Below are 15981 nucleotides of genomic sequence, written 5' to 3'. Positions count from 1 at the left end.
CGTGGCGGCTCTCCTCCCATCACGGATCAGGAGGAATGGTGCACTCCAATGCTCAAGATTGCAATATATCCGATGTCTCTGAAATGAGCGGCTGCTCGGGTGGCTCCCGGTCGAAAAAGCCGAAGAGAACGAAGCCGAAAACGAAGCCTCCGATATGGGCGTCCCAGGCGATTGCCTGGGATCCGTCGCCAATCAACGGGACGCCGACGGCGATCAGGAGATTGCCCACGAACCAGAAGAGAATGAAGGCGACGACCGTGCGGCTGCGAAACGCTCCCAGCATCGAGAGTCGCGGATTAAGATGCGCCGGCCCGCTCATCCGCTGTTCAGGCGGGAACGCAAAGCGGCAGGCAGCGCCCATCAGGCCGGACACCACGCCCGACGCGCCGATCAGCAGCGTGGCCCCTCCCCAATTTAAGGCCGCATGGAAGGCGGCGGACGCAGTTGCCGAGAGCACCCAGAAAACGATGAAGCGAAACGTTCCAATCCGGCGCGCCACCGGTGTGCCGAAGGCCATGAGCCACAGCCCGTTGAAAACGATATGCTCTATACTGCCGTGAAGCAGCGAATAAGTAATCGGCGTCCAGAAAAGTTGCGGGCCCTGCTCTGACAGCGGCGTGATGTAGCGCAACGGAATGAAGCCGAAATTGAAGAACAGCCAGTCGAGGCCGCTGCCGGATAGAAGCAGCGATTGAACCGCATATATCAGCCCCAGCAGCGCAAGTGCCGCGAGCACCGGGCCCGGAAGGTTGAAGATGGGTGACGGCGGCGGGGGCTCTATCGCCGTTTGCGGCTCCGACTGCTCGTTCATCTTCGTCCTCAATTGATTGCGGCACAGCCTTACAGGACGAAAGGTCAAAAAAAAAGCCGTCCGGCAAAGACCGGACGGCTTCGAGCGTCGAGGATATCCGCGCCCGACAGTCTGTGCTGAACTTCCCGAAGACAGGAAGCGATGGACAGACATTGTCACGGCGCGATGTGCGGCTCAATCGAAACCGTTCCTTAACCTTAACTGCTCCGAGCTGGCACGAGATACGCACAGCATCATAGCGCATGGCCATGACGGCCGTGTTTTGATCCAAAATGAAACAGCCGGTGCAGCAATGCGTCTCAAAACGACGATCGACCTATTCGAATATTGGACTCGGATCCGCGGCAAAGACGTTGCGCCGTTGAGATCGCAGGTCGAGCCAACGCATTTGCGGCAGATTCTGTCGAGCGTGTTTCTCCTCGAAACAGGTGATTCGGGCCGCATTGCATTCCGCCTTGCCGGAACCCGTATTTGCGATCTCTTTGGTCGCGATCTCCGTGGGGTCCCGTTTTCCGAGCTTTGGGCGCATGGGAAGGACGACATCGAACAGATGGCCGCGGGCCTCATGAGCAACGCGATGCCGGAGCTGCTCAACGCCACGGGTTTCACCGCGGCCGGCCATTGTGCCTCCTTCGAAATTGTCCTCCTGCCGCTTCGCTCGGACGAGTGTCAATGCGACAAACTTCTGGGGGCTATCGCCCCCGCGGTCGCATCAAGCTGGCTGGAAGTCGTGCCGCTCCAGTTCCTCGCTCTCGATCGCATCCGATCGCTGCACGAAGGGCTTGGCTCCGACAGGGAGCTCAAGGATGCCGAGTTCGGAGATGAGCACCCGCTATACGAGCGTACCCCGTCGATCGCTGACACAATGCGACGCGTTATGTCCAATCTATTTGCTGAATTCGGCGTTCCAGGCTCGGTTAGGCACAACTGAATGCGTGCATAGTGGACGAATCTGAACAACCTTCTGTTAAGGGATTCCGGGTAATGATCGGTTGGTTGTATTTCATGAAGAAGCCCTTTGATGCACGCGTTCCAGCAAGTTCAGACGCAACGAACTGCGCCTCGCCTCGAACAAGGTGCCTTTCAACGTGTCCCAATCAACATGCAGGGCCGGCTTATGCTGGCGAACTACGAGGAATTTGAGTGCCTGGTCATCGATATGTCGCCGGGCGACATGTACGTGACTTGCCTGGGCCGCCCTCGTGCCAACGAGCGTGTGGTGGCCTATATCGATCACCTCGGGCGCGTCGAAGGCTATGTGCAGACGATCGATGGTCGTGGCTTTGTCATGTCGATCCATGCGACCGAACGCAAGCGCGAAAAGCTCGCAGCACAGCTAACTTGGCTTGCAAATAAGCATGAGCTTGGCCTTCCGGAAGACCGCCGTCACGACCGCCTGACGCCGCGCGAGACGAAAACCGAAATCACGCTGGAAGACGGCGCCCGCTACAGCTGCCGCATCATGGACCTGTCGCTTTCCGGCGCTGCAGTCGATGTCGAGGTGCGTCCGCCCATTGGCACACCTCTCCGCCTCGGCAATATGCGCGGCCGCGTCGTACGCCATTTCGTGGAAGGCGTTGCGATCGAATTCCTGTCGATCCAGTCGCGGGAAACACTGCGCGAATTTCTCTAATCGTGCCGCAGGCGCGCCGCCCGGGTGCCTGCTGTTCGATGTTCGCTTATCGCGAATTTGATCCCTCGGCCTGTTGCACATCATTCTCTCGATCAACGCAACGGCGGCCGCACCCGCCCAGCCCTGCCGATTGGTCACTCGGCGCCTGCTCAAAGGCAGCTGGACCTTGAGAAGCCGCTTGCGGGCGCATGGCAATTTTTCAGAGCCTAGCCGCAAAGTAGTTCTCATCGATCGTGGGCCGTGGATCCGACAGCTGCTTTTCCGCAAAATTTCTCGATAATAATTTTGCTGCCGAAACGTGCCAATCGGCGAATTTCACCGCCAGCACCGCGATTATGATCTAGGCGCGGACCATCGCGGCGGCAGTCCAGATGGTAAATGAAGTCCTCCCAAAGCCTCGGATCCGGACGCTGCGTTAATAACTTGTCCCAAAATGCTGCGATTAAACGCCGAACCTCTTTCCGAGGAAGGAGCAATTTTAATCAAGTTTAGCGCGAAAGCCCTTCGAATTTTAGGCGAATTCGATTTTGTTTTTAGTCGATTTCTCTGCGTGTTTGAATCAACTAAGCCTTTAATTTAACTGCGTAATTTTGCGTCGAATAAAAATGTCTGTGTCAGGTTCTCCTCACAACGGGGACACGACAAATGACAATAACGAGTTTCATCAAAGGCAGTCTGGCCGTCGGTGCAATGTTGATCGCGATGGCGGGTTTGGGACAAGCGAGCCCCCTCAACATGACGGTCCTTGGAAATGCGAGCCCGCCGATCGGTGCCTACCAGTTCTGCAAGGAAATGCCTACCGAGTGCGCCAATGCAGACGGCGATCAAGGCGAGCTGCTTCTGACGGAGGAACGCTGGAAGACGATCCTCAAAGCGAACTACCAGGTCAATTCGTCGATCACGCCGTTGACCGACAAGGAAATCTACGGTGTCGAAGAACGCTGGGCCTATCCGCGCACCGCCGGCGATTGCGAAGACTATGCGCTGCTGAAGCGCAAGATGCTGATCGATGCCGGCTTCTCGCCTTCCGATCTGCTGATCACCGTCGTCCTGCAGCCGAATGGCGAAGGCCATGCGGTGCTGACGGTCCGCACGGACCGCGGCGATTTCATCCTCGATAACATGCGCAACAAGGTCATGCTTTGGGCCGATACCGAATACACCTACCTCAAGCGTCAGTCCGCTAACGATCCGAGCCGCTGGGTCAAGCTGCAGGATGGTCGCGCGGTGGCGGTCGGCAGCGTCAAGTAAGCGCGTAACGCCGGGAATATCCGGCGTAACCATACGGCTCCGGTCGTCCCCCGCATCCCCGTGCCTGACCGGCGCCACAGAGCCGCTCCCGCTGTCCCGGGAGCGGTTCGTTTTTTTCTTGCCGCAAGGCGGCGCTTAAGTGTTCGTTAACCGTATCAGCCAGACAATCGCTGCATCAACCAACGGCACCGGCGACTCTTGTTCCTTTCGCGGCGGTCTGACATCCGAAGGCCGCCATGAACCATACCGGTACCGCACGCGAAATTGAGGAGTCGCCACTCCTTTCGACGCGTTTCGTCGTCCGTTTTACGATCGCTGTCGCCTGCCTTGCGGCTTTGACACTGGCCATCAGTTTCGGTGGTCGCTGGTTTGGCGCTCGCATTTCCCTCGCTGGCAATACCGATGCGATAACGCCGATAACCCTGACGATTGGCCGCGATACTCTCCGCCTTCCCGAAAACACGCTGCGCTTCCCTAGCCAGCGGAAGGACGGCCTGTTCGAAAGGGCGGACCTCTATCTCACTTGGCCGGAAATGCAGGGCTACAGCAAGGAACACCACGAGCGCTTCGACGATGTTACCCAGTCGTCGGGACTGATCTTCCTTCAGGTCACCCAAAGCACTATGTCCCGGGATATGTCGGGACGACTAGAACCGATCTACTCGCATCTCGTCGAGGGCGACGGCGTCCCCTTTGCCAATGGCATGACGCTGCATCACCTGCGCGCAGACGCGGGCTATGCCGATGAGGTTCTGTTGACCGCGCCGCGCGCCGGCGGCCAGGACTATGTCGTACGTTGCGCCTTGCCGGCGACGCGTCAAATGGCCACCAGCGGGGATTGCCAGCGTGACATAAAACTCGGTCGCGACTTAACTGTGCTTTACCGGTTCTCCAGCACGCATCTGCCTGATTGGGACCATATTGATGCCGCTATTCGCCATTTTGTGGAAGAGCGACTTGTGAACGCTTCTGCGCCAGGTCGCTAGAATGATCCGATGTGGCGAAAGAAACGATTAATCATAAACGGATTGGTAACCCCGGACGGATAATTTGCTGAGAGAACGATCGCGCCGGGAGGGCGGCCGATCTCTCCAGTGTCCGAAATGCAAGCGAAGAGTAGAATAGTGCCAAGGTCAGTCTCCTCCGTATCACCATCGCGATCCCGCAATATTCTTATAAGAGCGATCACGGCGCTGTCTCTGGCGGCCGGTATCATTATGGCCGACTCGATCGATGCCGATGCGGAGGCTGCCAACTCAAAATACGCGGGTATCGTCGTTGACGCGAAAACCGGCAACGTTCTCTATAGCGAGAACGCGGATCGCCTGCAGTATCCGGCCTCTCTCACAAAGATGATGACGCTCTACCTGACCTTCGAAGCATTGGAGCAGGGGCGCATCCGCCTGGACAGCTCGGTGCCCTTTTCCGCCCACGCTTCCGCCCAGGCGCCGACGAAGCTCGGTGTTCGCGCAGGTGGTGCGATCTCCGTCGAACAGGCAATCCTTGGCCTCGTGACGCTGTCGGCCAATGACGCGTCCACTGCTCTCGGCGAGTTGCTTGGTGGCACAGAGGATCGTTTCGCCCAGCTGATGACCGCGAAAGCGCATGCGCTTGGTATGACGCGTACGACCTATCGTAATGCCAACGGCCTGCCGAATACCGCCCAGATGACGACTGCGCGCGACCAGGCCCGTCTGGGTATCGCACTTCGCCAGCATTTTCCGCAGTATTACGGCTACTTCTCCACGCAGAGCTTTAAGTTCGGAAATCGCATCATCCGTAGCCACAACCGTCTTGTCGGCTCCGTGCGCGGCGTCGATGGCATCAAGACGGGTTATACCCGGGCGGCTGGTTTTAATCTGGTTAGCTCCGTTCAGGTCGATGGAAAGTCGATCGTTGGCGTTGTTCTCGGCGGGGCCTCGACCCCTGCCCGCGACAATCAGATGCGCAAGCTGATCGCCGCCTACCTGCCCAAGGCATCCAGCCGCAGTGGTTCCTCGGATCTGATCGCCCAGACCGCGCCACAACCGGTAGCGCCCGTCGCCGAAACACGCGTCGCTTCGGCTGCACCTGAAATCAGCCTGCCTCGGACAGCGCCAACGCCGGATACCCGCGATCAAGCGGCCTCCGCGCAGGTTGCGTATGCCGACGTTGCCAAGTCGAAGTCCGACAATCCGCTCCTCCAGCAGGAAATGCCAGCACCGACGAAGGTCAAGACCCAGGCGATCAAGCAGGCATCTGTTGCTACGCCCACACCTGCTCCTGCCTATGTCCCGCCGGAACAGGGCGATACGTCTGTCGACGAACTGACGACCGCATCGACCAAGGAACCGCAGCTGGCCGGTTGGGCCGTTCAGATTGGCGTTTCTTCCAGCAAGGAAGGCGCGATGGACCTGCTCGACAGCGCCAAGAACAAGGGTGGCAAGTCCCTTCGTTCCGCAAAGCCTATCGCAGTCGCCAATGCCGGAAGCTACCGTGCTCGCTTCAGCGGTTTCGATGACCAGCGTTCTGCTGTGAACGCCTGCAACGCCCTCAAGCGCGCCGGCGTGAAGTGCTGGGCTACGGCCCAATGATCAGCTGACATGCCGCCCACTAGACCGGGCGGCATGTCACAGACGTCGTGATCGTGTGTTTGATCCGACGGAGTTCTGAGACTCGGTTTGTAATGCGTACGGGGATGAGAATGGCGATCAACGAGAATATTCCGGAATTTCCGCCACATGGTCGGGTGACCGGCAAAAATCCGCGAGCCGGTTTGCACCCGCTACATGAAGCGGCTTTGCGACTGGCAGAGGTAGGATTGCAGCGGCAGAAGCCGAAATCGGCAAAGACCAAGGACCTGATCAATCTGCTACTGTGCCACGGCGCGCGGGCCTGGCGTTGCTCACAGGCGGAAACCAGTATCCACCTTCACGTCACCTGCCCGGAAGGTCGGGCACCGGTAACGTTGCGCCTGCGCTAAGCTAGTCAGAGCAGGCCGAGTTCGGAAAGCTCGCGGCGAAGGTCCGCGGGCATTTCCGCAATTCCTTCTCCAAGGCTATTCAGATCGCGCGGCACATCATCTTGCGGATAGTAGCGCCAGCCCTGGAACGCACGCTTCGGCTGGACTGCAGTTTCGATCACCTCGGGCCCCAGCACCAGATGGCAACGTGAGATTCCCTCGCCATCGGTAAAGGTCTGGATATCGAGCAGCTTCTGGCGCGCCTGCACCTGCCCCTTGATCACCCAGTAGAGCGAACCGCCGTCAAGTAACTCTTCGACCCGCTTCGGGACCATCCTCGTCGTATGCACGGAATGAGGCTCTAGCCCGTCCGCAATCGCCCTGAGAGACCGCTCGGCGACCCACTCACGCAGATCGTCGATCGAATCCGCGCCCACACACAGTTTAATGAGATGCAATGCCATGCCGCCGTTCAAATCCTTTTATCGGGCAGCGTCAAGCGGCAAGTCGCATGTTCACAAAGTCAGCATTCCACGACGTTGACGGCAAGGCCGCCGGTAGAAGTCTCCTTGTACTTCTCGCTCATGTCGTTGCCGGTCTGCCGCATGGTTTCGATGCAGGCGTCGAGCGGAACGAAGTGTCTGCCATCGCCCTTGATGGCCAGTGAGGCAGCCGTAACCGCCTTGACCGCGCCGAGGGCATTTCGTTCGATGCAGGGAACCTGCACGAGACCCGCGACTGGATCACAGCTCATCCCAAGATGATGTTCCAGCGCGATTTCGGCGGCGTTCTCGATCTGCTCTGGCGTCCCGCCCATAACCGCGGCAAGGCCGGCAGCCGCCATGGCGGCTGCGGAGCCCACCTCACCCTGACAGCCGACCTCTGCGCCGGAAATCGAGGCGTTGTGCTTGATGATCCCACCGACCGCAGCAGCGGTCAGAAGATAATCGCGGATGCCGTTCTGGTCCCAATCGTCGTGGAAATGCTCATAATAGCGGATCGTCGCCGGGATAACGCCCGCGGCACCGTTCGTCGGAGCGGTCACGACGCGACCACCAGCAGCATTCTCCTCGTTGACGGCCATGGCGTAGACGCTCAGCCAGTCGTTCGCGAGCAGCGGGTTGATGCGGTTGCTGCGCCATTCCTCCTGCAGCTTGTCGTGAATCGCCCGGGCGCGGCGGCGAACATTCAGCCCGCCCGGCATGATGCCATCGACCTTGAGCCCGCGTTCGATACACGAGCGCATTGCTTCCCAGATGCGATCAAGACCGGCGTCCAGTTCCTCGCGGCTACGCTGCGTTTCCTCATTGGCACGCTTCATCTGCGCGATCGAGAGGCCGGAGCGCGCGGCCATGTCGAGCATCTGCTTGGCCGAGGAGAAAGGATAGGGAACCTTGAGCGAATCGGACGGAGTCTTCTTCTTTGCACGCATCTGCTCGAGCTCGGTGTCGGTCACGACGAAGCCGCCGCCGACTGAATAGTAGATGCGCTTGACCAGCATCCGCCCGTCCTTGTCGAAGGCGGAAAGCGACATACCGTTGGCGTGGCCCGGCAACGGCTGCTTCTTGTCGAAGATCAGATCGGTCTTCGGCTGGAAACCATAACTCGGATGCCCCGGCGGCGAGATACGGCCGGAGCGCTCCACCTGGCTGATGATCCCGTCCATCTTGTCGGGATCGACGCTGTCAGGCTGCTCGCCCATCAGGCCGAGGATGACGGCCCTGCCCGTCCCGTGCCCGATCCCTGTATGCGCCAGTGAACCGTGCAGGCTGACCTTTATCGACGCAACCTTGGCGCCAGAAGTCGGGCGCGGCCAATCATTCGACAGGATCAGATCGAGGAATCGATTGGCTGCAGTCATCGGACCCATCGTGTGCGAACTGGAGGGGCCGACACCGATCTTGAAGACGTCGAAAACGGAAAGGAACATGACTGCATCCTGTAAAGTTGCTGCGCAAACCTACGCTACCGGCTCCCACGATCCCTGCGATGGACCGACATGGCATTTCACGCGTGCGACATCTGTAAAACGAAGCGCTGCGACTTGCCAGTCATTGCGGCGTGCCACCGCATCTGTAGAGTGACGCGGCGACGGGAGCCTGATTCAATATAATGATGACGACAGCGGATTACATTGCACTGGTGTTCTTTGCAGCGATCTGGTTCGGCTATGCGCGCCTGCTGCAAAGCTCGAGTTTCTTCGGCCGAACCAGCCTCACCCACGCCATGCGGGAACGCCGGCGCGAGTGGATCTACAATTCGCTGCGCCGCGATTTGAAGATGATCGACACCCAGATCATGGCCGGCCTGCAGAATGGCACCGCATTCTTCGCCTCGACGTCGATTTTCGCCATCGGCAGCTGCTTTGCTCTGCTGGGGGCAACGGAGAAAGTCGACGCCGTCTTCGCTGACCTGCCCTTCGTCTTTCATAGCGGGCATGCCGTCTTTGAAATGAAGGTCGGCGGCCTCGCGGCGCTTTTCGGATACGCCTTTTTCAAATTCGGCTGGTCGTATCGCCTCTTCAACTACTGCACCATCCTCTTCGGCTCAATCCCGATGATGCGCGACAGCGAACACGATGTGATTGCCGCCGAGCGGGCGGCGGAACGCGTCATCCGCATGAACATCATTGCCGCGGGTCATTTCAACGAGGGGCTGCGCGCCATCTTCCTCTCGATCGGTTATCTCGGTTGGTTCATCAATCCCTATGTTTTCATGCTCACGACGACGATCGTGATCGTCGTTCTGACGAGGCGGCAGTTCTTCTCCGAGGCGCGGCTGGCGATCATGGATGCTCAACCGCCATCAAATCTCCACCGTTCTCCTATTCCTCGCGCCAAGCCGTCGAACGATGACAACGACGCATCCGAGGGATTGTGAATGACCGCTCTGGCGACGGAAACACATACGAGCGTTAAGCCGCCTCGCATTGGCTCGCTGGACACCGCGCGCGGTGTCGCCCTGCTGGCGATGGCGACCTATCATTTCACCTGGGATATGGAGTTCATGGGCTACCTCGCCGCAGGTACGGCTGAAACCGGCTGGCTGAAGCTCTATGCCCGCGCCATCGCATCGACCTTCCTGTTCATTGTCGGCGTCAGCCTGGTCCTCGCAAACACGCCGGAGATCCGCTGGCGCCCGTTCTGGAAGCGGTTTGCGATGATCACTGCCGCGGCGCTTGCGATCTCAGTGGTGACGCGCTTTGTTTTCCCCGGCGAATGGATATTCTTCGGCATTCTCCATTGCATCGCGGTCCTCAGCCTCCTGGGCCTTGCCTTCCTGCGTCTGCCCTTGCCTGTCACCATCGCCGCAACCGCTGCTGTTACCGCGGCATGGGTCGTGGATACGTGGGTCGCGCCCAACCTGTTGCGCTCGCAGATCTTCAATCCGCGTTACCTCGCATGGATCGGCCTGGCAGAGATGCCGCAACGGTCGAACGACTATGTCCCGATCTTTCCTTGGGCGGTGCCCTTCCTGCTTGGCATGACGACAGCTCTGCTTGCCATGAGGACGGGGCTTCCCGAGAGGCTTGCAAAGCTTGGCACGGGCTCAAGCCTGCCGGCAAGGGCGGGGCGTCATAGCCTCGCCTTTTACCTCATTCATCAGCCGGTGCTGATTGCAGTTGCCTACGGACTTTCCGTGATCATTCCGCCCGCTAAGCCGGACCCGGTCGAAACCTACCTGAGGCAATGCAATGCCTCCTGCATGATGCAGGAAGGTGAAGCGCTATGCCGCAGCTTCTGCCAGTGCACCCTCGATGCGCTGCAGACACAAAAGCTCTTCACGGAATTCCAGTCTGGCGCCGTCAAGCCGGATGACGGGCGGATCATGGCGTTGGCGAGCGAGTGCAGCGCCAACGCGCAATAGTCAGGTGCCGACGCCGATATCGGCCAGACGACCGAGGCATGCCTCTTCGATATTGTCGAGCTCGGCCAGGGTGTCGTCGATGTCCTTGCGCTTCTGGCGCAGGTCTTCGCGCTTCTCATCGACGCGCTTCATCAGGAGCTTCAGCTGGCCCAACTCGCCAGGCGGCTCCTTGTAGACCTGGATGATCTCGCGGATTTCCGCAATGGTGAAGCCGATACGTCGGCCTCGCAGGATTTCCTGGATTAGGCGGCGGTCTGCCGGACGGAACAACCGCGTGCGTCCACGGCGTTCGGGATGGATCAACCCTTCGTCTTCGTAGAACCTCAATGTACGCGTCGACACTCCAAACTCGCGCGTCAATTCGGTTATGCTATAGTACTTGCTGACCGGCATAGGCTCCCCACCATTAAGGGTGCCAATAATATTGACTTTTACGTAATAGTCAATTTCTGCGCGGAAATTCGAGCCGGCTAAATTCCGAACCACCATGTAGCGATACCGAGAAAGGCAAAAAAGCCCGTACAATCGGTTACGGTCGTGACAAAAACTGACGACGCAATGGCTGGGTCGGCTCCGACCTTATGCAGGAGCAACGGTAGTAGAATTCCGGCAAGGGCTGCCGCAAAAAGATTGATGATCATCGCGGCGCCGATCACGAAGCCCAGCTGATAGTCGTGAAACCAGGTGGCAGCGATGGCCCCCATGATGACGGAGAACAGCGCGCCATTGGCGACGCCGACCCCCGCCTCCCTGCGGATGATGCGCCCGGCGTTGTAGATATCAATGTCGCCGGTCGCCAACGCGCGGACGGTAACCGTCATCGTCTGCGTGCCCGCATTGCCGCCCATGGAGGCCACGATCGGCATCAGCACCGCAAGCGCAATCATCTTCTCGATCGATTCGTCGAACAACCCGATGACGCTTGCAGACAGCAAGGCCGTTCCGAGGTTGATCACGAGCCAGAGAAAGCGAGAGCGGACGGTTGAGAAAACATTGTCCGACAGCTCTTCGTCGCCGACACCGCCCAGACGCTTGATGTCTTCGTCGGCTTCCTCGTGAATGACGTCGACCACGTCGTCGATCGTGAGCACACCGACCAGCCTGTCGTTCTCGTCGACGACGGCGGCGGAGAGAAGGTCGTATTGTTCGAAAAGCTGGGCGGCCTCTTCCTGGTCCATCTCCGCAGGGATCGGATGATTCGTCTCCCGCATGATGGATTCGATCTTGGTTTGCCGCTTTGTCCGCAGGATCTTGTCCAGATCGACGGCGCCCAATAGCTTGAATGTCGGGTCGATGACAAAGATCTGCGAGAACGAGTATGGCAGGTCTTCCTCGTCGCGCATGTAGTCGATCGTTTGCCCGACCGTCCAGAACGGCGGGACCGCGACGAACTCCGTCTGCATACGACGGCCGGCCGAGCTTTCCGGATAGTCGAGCGCGCGCCGCAGCCTCACACGTTCGGTAAACGGCAGCTGCGCGAGGATTTCTTCGCGATCCTCAGTGTCGAGGTCCTCGAGAATGTAAACGGCATCGTCCGAATCGAGTTCACCAATCGCTGCGGCGATCTGCTCGTTCGGCATCTGGTCGACGATCTCGCGGCGAATCGTTTCATCGACCTCGGTCAGCGCCGTCATGTCGAATTCGTCGCCGAGAAGGCGAACAAGCGCGAGCCGCTGGTCCGGCTGCAGCGATTCGAGAAGGTCGCCTATTTCGGATTCATGCAGGCGGGCGACGTGCTGGCGCAAGAAGATCGTGTCGCGATCGGCAATCGCGGCGCCGACCAGCGCCAGGAAATCGCCCCGGACGTTGCCATTTTCATCATAGATGTCGGCATCGCCGCTGTCTGGACGCGGGCGGACGAGCTCTTCTGCGTCGTTCGTCATGGTTGCCGCCCTCGCATCCCGTTTGAAGTTCAATGACTAAGCGCCGAATTATATAGCTTCGTGCTAGCTGAAAGCTTGAAGTCCGTCCAGCCGCAAACGCCTCGCGCGGATGACAATGCGCGTGCGCAGCGATAGTTTCCGCGCATCTCAAAACAGGAACTTTACCAGTGGCTGTCCGACCCTTATTGCGCTTTCCCGACATTGGCCTGAAAACCGTTTGCGAACCCGTCGAAATCTTTGACCAGAGGCTGCGCGACCTCGCGGACGATTTGCTGGATACGATGCGGGCGGCGCCAGGCGTCGGTATCACTGCTGCGCACATCGGCGTCTTTCTGCGGGTGGCCGTCATTGAGCTTGGCCGAAACGAAGGCGTGCGCCACTACGTCAATCCGGAGATTGTGTCAGTGTCAGACGACACGATTCGCCATGTTGAAGGGAGCGTCTCCATGCCCGGTATGACTGATGAGGTCGTCCGGCCAAAGGCAATTCGTGTTCGATACCGTGATCTGACGGGCGTCGTTCACGAGGAGGAAGCGGAGGGCTTCCTCGCCGTCTGCATCCAGCACGAAATTGACCAGCTCGACGGCATCTTTTGGATACAGCGCCTTTCCAGGCTCAAGCGCGAGCGGCTGGTCAAACGGTGGGAGAAGTTACGAAAGTAGCCCCGGCTGAGTGCACAATTAATCTTCTTCTGGTTGTGTAAACACGGTAGCGCGCGCTTTCCGAATGAGAGAGAATGTTCCATCACGAAACGGTCAATTTCGGTCGCGGATCTGTGATTTCATTTGATAAAACGGCACCGTTCGCGTGATTTTTTGCCCGCATTCTTGCCGCAATTTGAGCGCGAACTAACTCCTGCCGAGGGTTTGGTGTCGTTGTCAATGCAACGATGAATTGAGGAGTTATCCCATGCGTTTCAGATTTGCGGCCGCCGCTTCCGTTCTTGCCCTCAGCCTCGGCCTAGGAAGTGCAGCCTTTGCCCAACAGTACTCGAACGACTACAGCAACGACAGCGACGGGTTTGCGCCCGTCCAGATGACGGCGAAAAAGCCAATTCACTACGCCAATCGCAAGGCACCGGAATATTCCAACGACTACACGAATGACAGCGACGGATTTGCGCCAGCCCGGATGTCGGCTCCCGTCGACAGGATGACAACGGGAAGCGTCCGGCGCCTGCCCGACTGCGACTACATGAGGACGAACTCCGGGGTGCATACGGCTGGCGGCGATAGCGGAGCGTCACATACCGATGCCTGCCGCGACATCGGCGACAAATAGCAATCGATTGCCGAGGGCCGGTCATCCGGCCCTTTCTTCATTGCGTCACCCCTCGGTGACTGTTTCACCAAAAACCGATTCGAATGCCTGTCGAAGCCGGATGTCGACATCAGTCATCATGACCGGTAGGCCGAGGTCGACCAGACTCGTGACGCCATGGGCGGAAATCCCGCATGGAACGATTCCGCTGAAGTGATCGAGATCGGGTTCGACGTTCAGCGACAGTCCATGAAAGGTCACCCATTTCCGCAGCCGGATCCCCAGTGCCGCGATCTTGTCTTCTGCCATCGTGCCGTCGGGTAGAGCCGCCTTGTCAGGCCTGCGAACCCAGACACCGACGCGGTCCTCGCGCCGTTCGCCGCGGACGTTCATCGAATCAAGCGTGCGAATGACCACTTCCTCAAGCGCGGCAACAAAGGCACGCACGTCCTGGCGCCTACGCTTCAGGTCCAGCATCACGTAAGCAACACGCTGGCCCGGCCCGTGATAGGTATATTCGCCGCCGCGTCCTGTTGCGAAGACAGGGAACCGGTCGGGCTGGACCAGGTCTTTGGCATCTGCGCTCGTTCCCGCCGTGTAGAGAGGCGGGTGCTCCACGAGCCAGACGAGCTCGTCGCCGCCGTCTGCGATCGCCGCGACCTCGCGCTCCATGTTTTCCACAGCCTCCTCATAGGGCACGAGGCCGTCGGCGATCCGCCATCGGACCGGCCGCGAGCCTTCTCGGGGCATCATGGAGAATTCAAGATCTGTGCGTAGCATGGCCATTCCTTGTGCTGCGGCTGCGGAGGCAGCGCTGCGAAGGCCTATATGGTCCCGTTTCGAGGACGATTCAAATGCTGTGATTTCTTTTGAAAAAATCTGTCATATCGCCCTTGTGTACCGGAAATGCTTTTGCTAAATGCTGCCCCGCCGGCACAAATCGGCACCTACCACGATGCGGTCGTGGCGGAATTGGTAGACGCGCAGCGTTGAGGTCGCTGTGGGGCAACCCGTGGAAGTTCGAGTCTTCTCGACCGCACCATTCAATCCAATGGGATTGATAGCATTGAACCTGATGAGGCGCGTTTGCGCCCCAGCGTTTAAAACTCCTCACAATCTTTGCATAGATTTGCGACGATGCTCCCGGCAGGCCATGAGGCTCTGTTTCCAACGGAGTCAGTCTATATCGGCTGTTGCCCCTGCTGTGGCAAGCTCGGCTCCCATCTTTGCAGCGACTGCCGGTTCTGGCATTCCCCTACTTGATTCGGGCGAGCAGCCGCCCTGCTGACGACATGTCCTCGGCGATTCGCGGGATCATCAAAAGATCGCGCAAAAGAGCGCACTCATGGCGCGATACGATCGTCACGGCCGAACGCACCAGACCCTCAAGATATACTTGTGTTGGGGATGCGAGCGCCTACCTATCGGCGTAATCTAAGTCCGGAAAAAGCGCGTGCTTTCAAACAGGGTTGCCAAAAGGCTCTTTGCCTTCGCGCTGTCCGCATAACCTTACGGGAGTTGTATCCTCAGGCTCATGATACGACCTAATCGAGAGCGTGAGAAGCTATGTCATCCACAACACAAATGACCTCTGACCGAAACAACGATCCTGTTCAGCTGGACCTGGATAGAATCAGAGATTCAGCCTGCTCGCATTTAGGATCGATTGACGTCCTCGTTGACCTGCTGCGGGTAGATAGCCAACGCGTTTGCCGCCGGGCGAGCGCCGTGAATGGTGCTTCGGCTCTCGTGGTCGCACCAAACCCCGACGGGCCGCCATTTAGGGAGCACCAGTTCTCGAGCGGATCACCCCGCGCCGCAGACCGGTTGAGCGGGCGCACTACGTCACGCCGGATTGGGGGCGCCACGTTCTCATTCATCCTTCGACAAAACGACATAGGCAGCCGCAAGGAAGACTGCCCCGGCGAACAATGACCAGGTTTGTGCTGATGAGAAAACGATGAATATGCATCCGACGCTAATTGCGATCATAGATGATGACGAAGCAGTGAGGGAATCGCTGCTCGATCTGCTGGAGGTGTCTGGCTATTCCGTGGTGACATTCGCGTCGGCCGCCGAGTTCCTCGCATTCCCTCGAATCCCGGATACGAAGTGTCTTGTCCTCGATATTTCGATGCCTGGCATGAGTGGGATCGACCTCAGCAATGAGCTACGACGGCGGAACATCACCATACCTGTTGTGTTCATGACCGGTCACGCTCAGGATGCGCTTATCAAAGAAGCAAAACGCACCGGTCTCTGTCTTTTCAAACCATTTGCTGGTGGCGAACTCCGCTCAGCCATCGAAGCCGCGGTCACGGTCTGACCGATCGGA

At 58.8% G+C, this 15981-nt stretch carries 17 protein-coding genes and 1 tRNA gene; 12 read left to right on the top strand and 6 right to left on the bottom strand.

Features of this window, described 5'->3' with window-relative positions:
- Positions 1 to 52: 52 nt before the first annotated feature.
- A complete protein-coding gene (locus tag AF71_RS05680; RefSeq protein ID WP_062370894.1) occupies positions 53 to 811 on the bottom strand; it encodes a rhomboid family intramembrane serine protease in 759 nt (252 codons plus the stop codon).
- Between the two features lie 292 nt (positions 812 to 1103).
- Between AF71_RS05680 and AF71_RS05675 the strand changes: the two genes are divergently transcribed.
- The 6 genes from AF71_RS05675 to AF71_RS05650 all read left to right on the top strand — a co-directional run bounded on the left by AF71_RS05675 (position 1104) and on the right by AF71_RS05650 (position 6657).
- Complete coding sequence (locus tag AF71_RS05675; RefSeq protein ID WP_113470436.1) at positions 1104 to 1742, top strand: PAS domain-containing protein; 639 nt, start codon at positions 1104 to 1106, stop codon at positions 1740 to 1742.
- Positions 1743 to 1832: 90 nt separating this feature from the next.
- A complete protein-coding gene (locus AF71_RS05670; protein WP_018854964.1) occupies positions 1833 to 2444 on the top strand; it encodes a PilZ domain-containing protein in 612 nt (203 codons plus the stop codon).
- A gap of 645 nt (positions 2445 to 3089) precedes the next feature.
- A complete protein-coding gene (locus AF71_RS05665; protein ID WP_169680293.1) occupies positions 3090 to 3695 on the top strand; it encodes a transglutaminase-like cysteine peptidase in 606 nt (201 codons plus the stop codon).
- Positions 3696 to 3931: 236 nt separating this feature from the next.
- Positions 3932 to 4681, top strand: coding sequence for a hypothetical protein (locus AF71_RS05660; RefSeq protein WP_113470438.1), 750 nt, complete (start codon positions 3932 to 3934; stop codon positions 4679 to 4681).
- 117 nt (positions 4682 to 4798) lie between these two features.
- Complete coding sequence (locus AF71_RS05655; protein ID WP_210258153.1) at positions 4799 to 6268, top strand: serine hydrolase; 1470 nt, start codon at positions 4799 to 4801, stop codon at positions 6266 to 6268.
- A gap of 110 nt (positions 6269 to 6378) precedes the next feature.
- Positions 6379 to 6657, top strand: coding sequence for a hypothetical protein (locus AF71_RS05650; protein ID WP_113470441.1), 279 nt, complete (start codon positions 6379 to 6381; stop codon positions 6655 to 6657).
- A gap of 5 nt (positions 6658 to 6662) precedes the next feature.
- Here the strand turns inward: AF71_RS05650 and AF71_RS05645 are convergent, their stop codons facing one another.
- Together AF71_RS05645 and AF71_RS05640 are read right to left on the bottom strand one after the other, a co-directional pair.
- Positions 6663 to 7100, bottom strand: a complete 438-nt coding sequence (locus tag AF71_RS05645) for a DUF1489 family protein (protein WP_113470442.1) — start codon at positions 7098 to 7100, stop codon at positions 6663 to 6665.
- A gap of 59 nt (positions 7101 to 7159) precedes the next feature.
- Positions 7160 to 8566: an L-serine ammonia-lyase gene (locus AF71_RS05640; protein WP_113470443.1), complete on the bottom strand. Its 1407-nt coding sequence runs from the start codon at positions 8564 to 8566 to the stop codon at positions 7160 to 7162.
- A gap of 185 nt (positions 8567 to 8751) precedes the next feature.
- Here AF71_RS05640 and AF71_RS05635 point away from each other — a divergent pair, with 185 nt between their 5' ends.
- Positions 8752 to 9516 carry a DUF599 family protein gene (locus AF71_RS05635; protein ID WP_113470460.1) on the top strand — a complete coding sequence of 255 codons (765 nt, stop codon included), beginning with the start codon at positions 8752 to 8754 and terminating at the stop codon, positions 9514 to 9516.
- On the top strand, positions 9517 to 10503 hold the full coding sequence (locus AF71_RS05630; protein WP_113470444.1) for a heparan-alpha-glucosaminide N-acetyltransferase: 987 nt from the start codon (positions 9517 to 9519) through the stop codon (positions 10501 to 10503).
- Here AF71_RS05630 and AF71_RS05625 read toward each other — a convergent pair whose 3' ends face one another.
- Both AF71_RS05625 and mgtE read right to left on the bottom strand, forming a co-directional pair.
- Positions 10504 to 10896 carry a MerR family DNA-binding transcriptional regulator gene (locus AF71_RS05625; RefSeq protein ID WP_016554043.1) on the bottom strand — a complete coding sequence of 131 codons (393 nt, stop codon included), beginning with the start codon at positions 10894 to 10896 and terminating at the stop codon, positions 10504 to 10506. It abuts the gene before it with no gap.
- A 77-nt stretch (positions 10897 to 10973) separates the two neighbouring features.
- Positions 10974 to 12386, bottom strand: coding sequence for a magnesium transporter (gene mgtE / locus AF71_RS05620; protein WP_018854955.1), 1413 nt, complete (start codon positions 12384 to 12386; stop codon positions 10974 to 10976).
- 167 nt (positions 12387 to 12553) lie between these two features.
- Here mgtE and AF71_RS05615 point away from each other — a divergent pair, with 167 nt between their 5' ends.
- Together AF71_RS05615 and AF71_RS05610 are read left to right on the top strand one after the other, a co-directional pair.
- Positions 12554 to 13048 carry a peptide deformylase gene (locus AF71_RS05615; RefSeq protein ID WP_169680292.1) on the top strand — a complete coding sequence of 165 codons (495 nt, stop codon included), beginning with the start codon at positions 12554 to 12556 and terminating at the stop codon, positions 13046 to 13048.
- A gap of 247 nt (positions 13049 to 13295) precedes the next feature.
- Entirely contained in the window at positions 13296 to 13667 is a 372-nt protein-coding gene (locus AF71_RS05610) for a hypothetical protein (RefSeq protein WP_018854953.1), read from the top strand.
- Positions 13668 to 13712: 45 nt separating this feature from the next.
- On the opposite strand, the gene lipB is transcribed toward AF71_RS05610, so the two are convergent.
- Positions 13713 to 14432 (bottom strand): lipoyl(octanoyl) transferase LipB, encoded by a 720-nt coding sequence (gene lipB, locus AF71_RS05605; protein WP_026371487.1) that lies wholly within the window; start codon positions 14430 to 14432, stop codon positions 13713 to 13715.
- A gap of 171 nt (positions 14433 to 14603) precedes the next feature.
- On the opposite strand from lipB, the gene AF71_RS05600 reads away from it, so the two are divergent.
- Both AF71_RS05600 and AF71_RS05595 read left to right on the top strand, forming a co-directional pair.
- Positions 14604 to 14688 (top strand) — tRNA-Leu (locus tag AF71_RS05600).
- Between the two features lie 918 nt (positions 14689 to 15606).
- On the top strand, positions 15607 to 15972 hold the full coding sequence (locus AF71_RS05595; RefSeq protein ID WP_113470446.1) for a response regulator: 366 nt from the start codon (positions 15607 to 15609) through the stop codon (positions 15970 to 15972).
- The last annotated feature ends 9 nt before the right edge of the window (positions 15973 to 15981 follow it).

The organism is Rhizobium sp. 57MFTsu3.2 (assembly GCF_012932765.1).
Taxonomy (GTDB): domain Bacteria; phylum Pseudomonadota; class Alphaproteobacteria; order Rhizobiales; family Rhizobiaceae; genus Rhizobium; species Rhizobium altiplani.
Note: the sequence above shows the minus strand (reverse complement) of the source record. Positions and strands in the feature narration are given on the sequence as shown.

Excerpts from the sequence above, each read along its gene's own strand:
- AF71_RS05680 (WP_062370894.1), bottom strand. The coding sequence starts at position 811 with ATGAACGAGCAGTCGGAGCCGCAAACGGCGATAGAGCCCCCGCCGCCG.
- AF71_RS05675 (WP_113470436.1), top strand. The coding sequence starts at position 1,104 with ATGCGTCTCAAAACGACGATCGACCTATTCGAATATTGGACTCGGATC.
- AF71_RS05670 (WP_018854964.1), top strand. The coding sequence starts at position 1,833 with ATGCACGCGTTCCAGCAAGTTCAGACGCAACGAACTGCGCCTCGCCTC.
- AF71_RS05665 (WP_169680293.1), top strand. The coding sequence starts at position 3,090 with ATGACAATAACGAGTTTCATCAAAGGCAGTCTGGCCGTCGGTGCAATG.
- AF71_RS05660 (WP_113470438.1), top strand. The coding sequence starts at position 3,932 with ATGAACCATACCGGTACCGCACGCGAAATTGAGGAGTCGCCACTCCTT.
- AF71_RS05655 (WP_210258153.1), top strand. The coding sequence starts at position 4,799 with ATGCAAGCGAAGAGTAGAATAGTGCCAAGGTCAGTCTCCTCCGTATCA.
- AF71_RS05650 (WP_113470441.1), top strand. The coding sequence starts at position 6,379 with ATGGCGATCAACGAGAATATTCCGGAATTTCCGCCACATGGTCGGGTG.
- AF71_RS05645 (WP_113470442.1), bottom strand. The coding sequence starts at position 7,100 with ATGGCATTGCATCTCATTAAACTGTGTGTGGGCGCGGATTCGATCGAC.
- AF71_RS05640 (WP_113470443.1), bottom strand. The coding sequence starts at position 8,566 with ATGTTCCTTTCCGTTTTCGACGTCTTCAAGATCGGTGTCGGCCCCTCC.
- AF71_RS05635 (WP_113470460.1), top strand. The coding sequence starts at position 8,752 with ATGACGACAGCGGATTACATTGCACTGGTGTTCTTTGCAGCGATCTGG.
- AF71_RS05630 (WP_113470444.1), top strand. The coding sequence starts at position 9,517 with ATGACCGCTCTGGCGACGGAAACACATACGAGCGTTAAGCCGCCTCGC.
- AF71_RS05625 (WP_016554043.1), bottom strand. The coding sequence starts at position 10,896 with ATGCCGGTCAGCAAGTACTATAGCATAACCGAATTGACGCGCGAGTTT.
- mgtE (WP_018854955.1), bottom strand. The coding sequence starts at position 12,386 with ATGACGAACGACGCAGAAGAGCTCGTCCGCCCGCGTCCAGACAGCGGC.
- AF71_RS05610 (WP_018854953.1), top strand. The coding sequence starts at position 13,296 with ATGCGTTTCAGATTTGCGGCCGCCGCTTCCGTTCTTGCCCTCAGCCTC.
- lipB (WP_026371487.1), bottom strand. The coding sequence starts at position 14,432 with ATGGCCATGCTACGCACAGATCTTGAATTCTCCATGATGCCCCGAGAA.
- AF71_RS05595 (WP_113470446.1), top strand. The coding sequence starts at position 15,607 with ATGAATATGCATCCGACGCTAATTGCGATCATAGATGATGACGAAGCA.